Consider the following 8831-nt stretch of genomic DNA (forward strand, 5'->3'; position numbering starts at 1 on the left):
GTGACATCAGTGGGCGTTCAATTCCTGCTCTTTACCATGGCGATCGGTATCGCCGCCATCAATACCGGCAACAATCTCTTCTATCTGTTGCTCGCGATGATGCTGAGCCTGGTGTTGATCTCAGGCATTGCGGCGGAATACTGCTTGCGGCGGTTGGAATTCCGTCGTCACCTTCCCGATCATCTCATCGTGAATGAACCAACCACCGTCACGCTGGTCGTGAAGAACCGGAAGTCACAGCTCCCCAGCTTTTCATTGAAGCTGTTCGATGTCAGTGACGGCCGGAAGCTGGATCGAGGTCTGGAGATTCGCCAACTCCCTCCAGGCGCCAGCCAGCTGGTGTCGTATCCTCTCGTCGCCACGCGGCGTGGTCGGCTGCAACTGGACGGTGTCTGTGTCGGGACGGAATTTCCGTTCGGGCTCTTCATGAAGCACACATTTTACCCGATGGACGAAACGGTCCTCGTCTGCCCGGAGCTCAAGCCGATCGACGAAAGGCTGTTCCAGGGGCTTCTCACCATTGGAGCGGAACAAAGCGTTCCGCAGCGGGGGCCCGGCAATGATTTATACAATCTGCGTCTGTATCACGCCGGGGATGACTCTCGAAGCATTCATTGGCCAACGACGGCGCGGACATCCCAATTGACAGTCCGAGAAACCGAGGCCGAAGACCAACGCCGAGCCGCCATTTATCTGCCGACCGTCGCGCCGGCGAGTCACGATGCCTTGTTTGAACAGGCGGTCTCCGTCACGGCTTTCATCATCCAGCACTTGGCAGAACGGGGGTACATGCTCCAGTTGCTTGTGGGGTCGTCTCGCTCATCATTCGGTCAAGGAGACCATCACCTCTTGGAACTTCTTCGAATGCTCGCTCTTTGTGAGCGCTGCTCGCCCCTTGCAGGGTCTGTCGTCCCGACAGAATTGTCCGGAGACCCTTTGGAAGTCGACGAGGGGGCGATGATTGTCGTGCAGGCATGGCGGGGTCCGGGAGATATCGAGCCCGACCAGCCCACCATTCTGCTCAACGGACACCTCCTCGCCGGAGTATCCCATGCCGTTTGAACAGGCCCTTCGGTTCGCGTCGATTTGGCTGGCATCTACCTCCTTCATCGGATTGACGCTTGGAGCGGGTCTGCCGGAATGGCTGGCTGCGTTGACCGGGGCTGCGTTGATCGTCGCTCTCTTACGGAACGCGGGAGGCAAGTCTGCGAAGCGACTTGCCAGGTACACGCTCATGTCAACCACCGGATGGAATCTTCTGGTGATCGTCGGCTTTCTTGGATTCTGGGTCGATATGTTATGGATCTCGGGCGAACTCCTTCCGGCCGGAATTCACTTCCTCATGATCCTCATGATCATCAAGCTGTTCAATCTCAGGCTTCGTCGCGACTATCTGCATCTCTACGCCGTCAGTCTCGTTGCGATTCTGGCTTCCGGGTCCCTCACGACGGAACTGTGGTATCTCCCGATTTTCTTGCTCTATCTGTTGGCTGGCGTGTGGACACTGCTGCTGTTTCAGCTGACCAAACATCCGGAGGAAGCCCGGATTCTCGCGACGTCGGTCGCCGTCCAACCACAACTCCCGGTAGCGGTCAGCCAGGTCACGCCGCAACTCTTTTGGCTTGCCAACGGGCTTGCACTCACGACCTTTGGGCTGACGTTGGTGATTTTCTTTACGATCCCCCGAGTCGGCGCCGGGTTCTACCAAAAGGGGTTCGGAGAGAACATTCGCACGTCCGGGTTCTCCGAAACGGTCAACTTGGGAGAGATCGGACCGATCAAGCGAGATCCCAGCGTCGTCATGCGGGTTGAGCTGTCCGATGGCCCTCCGCATGAAGCAGGCCGATTTTACCTGCGAGGCGTTGCCTTCGATCAATACGACGGCAAGGCTTGGACAAATCGGCTGAATTATAGGCGGAGTGTCGGTGAAGATGCGGCCGGGACGTTTGTCCTTCGCACGAGTCGGTCTCTCTCGTCACCTCGCCTCGGCGAAACCATCCGACAGAACATTCTGTTGGAGCCGCTTGACACCCCGGTTCTCTTTGCTGCTCCGTTTATCGAGAGAGTCAGTGGAAAGTTTCCAAGCGTCCAGTCCGACCTGACTGGTTCAGTCTATCTCCCGTTCCCCAGTTCGTCGCGGATCGAGTATTCCGTGCTTTCTCAATCCACCCCGGTCCTGCCGGCGGATCTCAGCTCGGAGCCCAGTCTCTACTCTGAATCGTTTCTCCGACATTTTCTGCAGGTCCCTCCCCAGTCCGAGCGGATTGCCGTCCTGGCCGAAGAACTCACTCGCGCACAACGCACGATTTATGACAAAGCCAACGCCATTCAATCATTCCTGACGCACAACTTTCGTTACAGCCTTGATGCGCCTCTGACAGAGCAGGCTCAGCCGCTTGAAGAGTTTCTCTTTACCCGCAAGACCGGGTATTGCGAACACTACGCCACAGCCATGGTGATCATGCTTCGGACGATCGGAATCCCGGCGCGTCTCGTGACGGGGTTTCTCGCCACCGAATGGAATGAATACGGCAACTACTATGTGGTCAGACAGCAAGACGCTCATGCCTGGGTGGAGGTGCACCTGCCGCATTCAGGATGGATCACGATGGATCCAACTCCTCCTTCGATCGAAAGCGTCGGCAGCAAATCCCCCACATGGCACGCGCTGGGACGAATGCTGGATACCATCAGGCTTCAATGGAGCCGATTTTTCGTGCAGTACAGTGCGACGGATCAGCTTGCCGTTGTGCGGGAATTGAAAGCAGGAAGCACATCGGCCCGCAACAAGGCGCTCGAATCCGTGAGCGCATTCTTTAGCCCGTTCATGGCCCTGTTTGAAGAAATGACGGACTACGCATCCAAAGGAGCGATACAGGCTTTGGTTAAGGTGCTTGGGCCTGTGCTGTTCGGCCTGGCCCTTCTTCTCTGGCTTGGGATCAGACGGCCCTGGGTCAAGGGGACTGTCAGTCAAAAAACGACTCGCGACGAACAAGTCATCATGCGGCTCTACGGAAGAATGATCAGGCTTCTCGCTAGGAAGGGGATTACTAAACTCACTGCGACGCCGCCCCTTGAGTTTGTTCGCTTCACTCAGGAGCGGTGGAGCGATGCCGGTTCAGCGGTCGCATCGATTACAGAGCTCTATTGTCGAGCACGATTCGGTCAAATTTCACCAACCAGAGAAGAATTATCACTTGCCGAAGACCATCTTCGAGACCTGACGGCACTCGATAAGTCCTAACACGATCAGGAAGCCATCCTCCTTCGTGCACAGCGAGAGTGTTGGACCACAGGATTAGGATGAACCAGTTGAAAGGAAAGATAATCGCGATGGAGCGGGAAAAGGGATTTGAACCCTCGACCCTCGCCTTGGCAAGGCGATGCTCTACCACTGAGCTATTCCCGCTCGCGAAGTTTAAGGTGCGGAGTGTACTGACCTCTCAGAATACTGTCAAGTAAGGAGTGGAGTCGATTCGCAGAAATATGAGTTACAAAAAATCGTGACGTTACATTTTAGTAATGATAACGAATTTGAGAAACTTACAATGATGCAACTATTGGATTTAATGAAACATTAATCCATGGATAATAAAGCTCGCAGATCACAAATCATATGAAAACCGTTACCCTGTCTACTCATAACCCCTACGTGAGCTATGTACGCGATTCACGAGCGTAATACATCAGAATAAATCTCTTTTCATATACTTACAAAAAATTAAAGCGAACTTTTTTATATCGACCAAGTATGGCTCGAATATTGCGGAGGGTTTTAACTGCGAGCTAATGACGAGCCAATGAAATGATAGGTGCTGTAGATGGTTTACGGTTTTATTCAGCAGGTTGATGTTGAGCATAGGGATTTCATCCTGTGCCATTCGGATCTTAGGCTAATCGAAAACAAATGATTGCTGGTCCACTATCCTGCGCATATGAAATTAAACAGGGAAACCGGGCTCATTCAAGTTCATAAACGTTGAGGAGGTATCCACAATGTTCTTGTCACGTCGACAGTTTTTGAAGGTCTCTGCCGGCACTGTCGCTGCCGCAGCCGTGGCGGACAAAGTCCTGGCATTGACGGCGCTCCAGCCGGTCATTGAGGTCGGCAACCCGCTGGGGGACTATCCGGACCGATCGTGGGAGCGGGTATACCATGATCAATATCGCTACGATTCATCCTTTACATGGGTCTGCTCACCCAATGACACCCATGCCTGCCGTGTGCGCGCCTTCGTTCGCAACGGAGTGGTCATGCGCGTGGAGCAAAACTACGACCACCAGACCTATGAAGATCTGTATGGAAACCGGGGCACGTTCGCTCACAACCCGCGTATGTGTCTGAAAGGATTCACCTTCCATCGTCGCGTCTATGGACCGTATCGCTTAAAGGGCCCCTTGATGCGGAAGGGGTGGAAACAATGGGCCGACGACGGATCCCCGGAGTTAACCCCCGAAGCCAAGCGCAAATATAAGTTTGACAGTCGTTTTTTAGACGATATGCTTCGCGTTTCCTGGGATACGGCCTTTACCTATGCCGCCAAGGCCATGATTGTGATTGCCACGCGGTATAGTGGCGAGGCCGGCGCGCGACGCCTTCGCGAGCAGGGTTATGCGCCGGAGATGATTGAAATGATGAAGGGCGCTGGAGTGCGCTGCTTCAAGCACCGGGCAGGCATGCCCATTCTCGGGTTCATCGGCAAACACTCCAACACCCGTTTCAACAACAGCGTCCTGCCGTTGCTGGATACATGGATACGCAAGGTCGGGCCGGACCAAGCGCAAGGCGGTCGGTATTGGAACAATTACACCTGGCATGGGGACCAAGATCCCTCACAGCCGTTTTGGAACGGCACGCAAAACTGCGACGTTGACTTGAGCGATATGCGCTTCACGAAGTTCAACACGAGCTGGGGCAAGAATTTCGTCGAGAACAAGATGCCGGAAGCGCACTGGAAGCTCGAATCGATCGAGCGCGGCGCGCGCATCGCGGTGATCACTCCGGAGTACAATCCGACGGCCCAGCGAGCCGACTACTGGATTCCCCTTCGCCCGCAATCGGACGGGGCGTTGTTCCTCGGGGCCTGCAAAATCATTCTCGATGAGAACATGCAGGACATCGACTATCTCAAGCAGTTCACGGATATGCCCCTGTTGGTCCGCACGGATACTCTCCAGTATCTGGACCCACGGGATGTGATCCAGGATTATAAATTCCCTGATTTCTCACACAGTTATTCCGGCCGGATCCAAGCGTTGAAGCCGGAATACATCGAACGGCTAGGCGGTTTCATGGTGTGGGACATGGCCAAGAAGCAGGCCGTCCCGCTTCATCGTGAGCAGGTCGGCTGGCATTTCGATAAGAGCGGGATTGAGCCGGCCTTGACGGGTACCTATCGAGTCAAGCTGCTGAACGGACGCGAAATCGACGCGCTGCCCATCTACCAGCTGTACCTGATCCACCTCCAAGACTACGATCTCGATACCACGCATCAGATCACCCGCTCTCCCAAGGATCTCCTGGTCCGCTGGGCGCGCGACTCGGGCACCATTAAACCAGCCGCGATCCACAACGGCGAAGGAGTCTGTCACTATTTCCATATGACGGCGAACGGGCGGGCGGCTGCCCTTGTCCTGACCTTGACCGGCAATATCGGCAAGTTCGGCTCCGGTTGCCATACCTGGTCCGGCAATTACAAGGTGGGAATTTGGAATGCGACGCCCTGGTCTGGCGTCGGTGGCGGCGTACACTTATCGGAAGATCCCTGGCACATCAATTTGGACGCCAATGCCCATGGGAAAGAAATCAAGTACAGGAACTACTATTACGGCGAAGAGCCTGCGTACTGGAATCACGGGGATACCGCGTTGATTGTCAATACGCCGAAGTATGGACGCAAGGTCTTCACCGGCCAGGCCGACATAGCCGACGCCGAGCAAGTTCCGTTGGGTCGTCAACGTCAACCTGTTGAACAACGCCAAGCACCATTACGATATGGTGCGGAACGTCGACCCCAACATCGAATGTCTCATCACCCAGGACATCGAAATGACGTCCGACGTCAACCACGCCGACATCGCCTTTGCCGTGAACTCCTGGATGGAATTCACCTATCCGGAAATGACGGCCACCGTGTCGAATCCGTGGGTGCAGATTTGGAAGGGTGGGATCAGGCCGCTGTACGACACGCGGAACGATGCAGATACGTTTGCGGGGGTGGCGGCAAAACTCGCCGAGATCACGGGCGAGAAACGAATGAGAGACGTCTTCCACTTTGTCTATGAGAATCGCGTGGACGTGTATGCACAACGCCTCCTTGACGCATCCAGCACGTTTTACGGCTACAGTGCCGATGTGCTCTTGAAGTCGGAAAAGGGCTGGATGGTGATGGTCAGGACCTATCCGCGACATCCACTCTGGGAGGAGACCAACGAGTCGAAGCCGATGTGGACCAGATCAGGGCGCATCGAGAGCTATCGTATCGAACCGGAAGCCATCGAGTACGGCGAAAACTTTATCTCCCATCGGGAAGGTCCGGAGGCGACGCCCTACTTGCCGAACGCGATCTTCACGACGAACCCCTACGTTCGGCCGGACGACTATGGCATTCCGATTGCGGCCCAACATCACGACGACAAAATGATTAGGAACATCAAGCTTGCGTGGCAGGAAATCAAACGCCACAGCAATCCCTTGTGGGAGAAGGGGTACCAGTTCTACTGCGTGACCCCGAAAACGCGCCATCGCGTGCACAGTCAGTGGTCGGTGAACGACTGGGTGCAGATTTACGAGTCCAACTTCGGCGATCCGTACCGGATGGACAAGCGAACGCCGGGGGTCGGCGAACATCAGGTGCATATCAATCCTCAAGCGGCCAAAGATCGTGGGATCAACGACGGGGACTATGTCTACATCGACGGGAATCCGGTGGACCGGCCTTACCGCGGGTGGAAACCCAGCGATCCCTACTACAAGGTCGCGCGGTTGATGATTCGCGCGAAGTACAATCCGGCCTATCCGTACCACGTCACGATGGCCAAGCATGCGCCCTATGTGTCGACCGCGAAGTCCGTCAAGGGCCATGAAACCCGGCCGGATGGGCGCGCGATCGCGATCGACACCGGGTATCAGTCGAACTTCCGGTATGGCGCGCAGCAGTCCTTTACGCGCAGCTGGCTGATGCCGATGCATCAAACCGACTCGCTCCCCGGTAAATCTGCAAACGGGCTGAAGTTTAAGTGGGGGTTTGAAATCGATCACCACGCGGTCAATACGGTGCCGAAGGAATGTCTCATCCGGATCACCAAGGCGGAAGACGGCGGCATCGGGGCCCGTGGGCCGTGGGAACCGGTCCGGACGGGGTTCACGCCGGGGCAAGAAAACGAGTTCATGATCAAGTGGCTCAAGGGCGAACATATCAAGATTAAAGTCTGAGGAAGACGTGAACCGTGAGGCGTGAACCGTGAAGCGCAGGAGTGGGTCTCCAACGGTTCACGATTCACGCGTAACGAATAACGGTTGCGACTGAAAGGAGCACACGATGCCGGAAGTCTATAATTGGCAGCTGGGCCGCAAGATGTTGTATCCCTACGAGGAACGGCATCCGAAGTGGCAGTTTGCCTTTGTCTTCAACATCAATCGCTGTTTAGCCTGTCAGACCTGCAGCATGGCGGATAAGTCGACCTGGCTCTTTTCCAAAGGGCAGGAATACATGTGGTGGAACAACGTGGAAACCAAGCCCTATGGCGGGTATCCCCAGTTCTACGACGTCAAGATCACGCAGTTGATCGAGCAGGTGAATCCGGGGGGGCAAGTCTGGAACGTTCGGGTGGGGCGGAAACACCATGCGCCCTACGGCGTCTTTGAAGGGATGACCATTTTTGATGCCGGGGCCAAAGTGGGCCAGGCCGCCATCGGCTACATTCCGACGGACCAGGAGTGGCGGTTCGTCAACATCTACGAAGACACGGCCACCTCGATGCGAGCGTTGGTCGAAGGCATCGACAAGACCGGCTTCTCGCGGGATGAGCCGTGGAAAATGACCGGGAGCAGCTTGCCGGAGCACGAGACCTTCTTCTTCTATCTCCAGCGGATTTGCAATCACTGCACCTATCCGGGGTGCTTGGCGGCCTGCCCCCGCAAGGCCATTTACAAGCGGCCGGAGGACGGCATCGTCCTCATCGATCAGAACCGGTGCCGGGGCTACAAGAAGTGCGTCGAGCAGTGTCCCTACAAGAAGCCGATGTATCGCGGGACGACGCGGGTGAGCGAGAAGTGTATCGCCTGTTATCCCCGGATCGAGGGCAAGGATCCGCTGACCGGCGGCGAGCCGATGGAGACGCGCTGTATGGCCGCCTGTGTCGGCAAGATTCGCATGCAGAGCTTGATGCGGATCGGCGAGGACGGCTTGTGGGCGGAAGATCGGTGGCATCCGCTGTACTACGCCATTCGGGTAGAGCAAGTCGCCTTGCCGCTGTACCCGCAATGGGGCACCGAGCCCAATGGCTTCTACATCCCCCCCCGGCATTCCCCGCGGGGCTATGCCCGGCAGATGTTCGGGCCCGGCGTGGACAATGCCATTGAGAAATACTTGGTCCCCAGTCGCGAACTGTTGGCCGTGCTGCAGCTCTGGCGGGCCAGTCAGCAGATTGTGTTCCGCTACGATGTCATCCCGGGGCCCAAAGTCTTTGAAACGCAGATCCACGGGAAGCGGTTCGAAATGTACAACGACACCGTCTTGGGCTTCAATAAGTCGGGCAAGGAAGTGGCCCGGATTCAGGTCGAAGAGCCGATCTACATCCGGCCGGCTGAACGGGTCACCTGGTTATAA

At 56.0% G+C, this 8831-nt stretch carries 5 protein-coding genes and 1 tRNA gene; 5 read left to right on the top strand and 1 reads right to left on the bottom strand.

Features of this window, described 5'->3' with window-relative positions; all coding sequences use genetic code 11:
- Nucleotides 1-9: 9 nt before the first annotated feature.
- Both COMA2_RS07075 and COMA2_RS07080 read left to right on the top strand, forming a co-directional pair.
- The gene (locus COMA2_RS07075; RefSeq protein WP_175304447.1) at nucleotides 10-1062 is read left to right on the top strand and encodes a DUF58 domain-containing protein; all 1053 of its coding nucleotides are present in this window, start codon (nucleotides 10-12) and stop codon (nucleotides 1060-1062) included.
- Complete coding sequence (locus tag COMA2_RS07080; RefSeq protein ID WP_090895905.1) at nucleotides 1052-3244, top strand: transglutaminase TgpA family protein; 2193 nt, start codon at nucleotides 1052-1054, stop codon at nucleotides 3242-3244. The genes COMA2_RS07075 and COMA2_RS07080 overlap by 11 nt, the downstream gene beginning before the upstream one ends.
- A gap of 90 nt (nucleotides 3245-3334) precedes the next feature.
- On the opposite strand, the gene COMA2_RS07085 is transcribed toward COMA2_RS07080, so the two are convergent.
- A tRNA-Gly gene (locus COMA2_RS07085) sits at nucleotides 3335-3409 on the bottom strand.
- Between the two features lie 587 nt (nucleotides 3410-3996).
- On the opposite strand from COMA2_RS07085, the gene COMA2_RS07095 reads away from it, so the two are divergent.
- From COMA2_RS07095 to COMA2_RS07100, 3 genes are all read left to right on the top strand, one after another.
- Entirely contained in the window at nucleotides 3997-6285 is a 2289-nt protein-coding gene (locus COMA2_RS07095; protein WP_245630912.1) for a molybdopterin-dependent oxidoreductase, read from the top strand.
- A complete protein-coding gene (locus tag COMA2_RS20715; RefSeq protein ID WP_245630914.1) occupies nucleotides 6257-7435 on the top strand; it encodes a hypothetical protein in 1179 nt (392 codons plus the stop codon). The genes COMA2_RS07095 and COMA2_RS20715 overlap by 29 nt, the downstream gene beginning before the upstream one ends.
- A gap of 106 nt (nucleotides 7436-7541) precedes the next feature.
- Nucleotides 7542-8831, top strand: a complete 1290-nt coding sequence (locus COMA2_RS07100; RefSeq protein ID WP_090895909.1) for a 4Fe-4S dicluster domain-containing protein — start codon at nucleotides 7542-7544, stop codon at nucleotides 8829-8831.

The sequence above is a fragment of the Candidatus Nitrospira nitrificans genome, from assembly GCF_001458775.1.
Taxonomy (GTDB): domain Bacteria; phylum Nitrospirota; class Nitrospiria; order Nitrospirales; family Nitrospiraceae; genus Nitrospira_D; species Nitrospira_D nitrificans.

Bases quoted from the DNA above. Each gene is read 5' to 3' on its own strand.
- COMA2_RS07095 (WP_245630912.1), top strand. From the start codon at position 3,997: ATGTTCTTGTCACGTCGACAGTTTTTGAAGGTCTCTGCCGGCACTGTC.
- COMA2_RS20715 (WP_245630914.1), top strand. From the start codon at position 6,257: ATGAGAGACGTCTTCCACTTTGTCTATGAGAATCGCGTGGACGTGTAT.
- COMA2_RS07080 (WP_090895905.1), top strand. From the start codon at position 1,052: ATGCCGTTTGAACAGGCCCTTCGGTTCGCGTCGATTTGGCTGGCATCT.
- COMA2_RS07100 (WP_090895909.1), top strand. From the start codon at position 7,542: ATGCCGGAAGTCTATAATTGGCAGCTGGGCCGCAAGATGTTGTATCCC.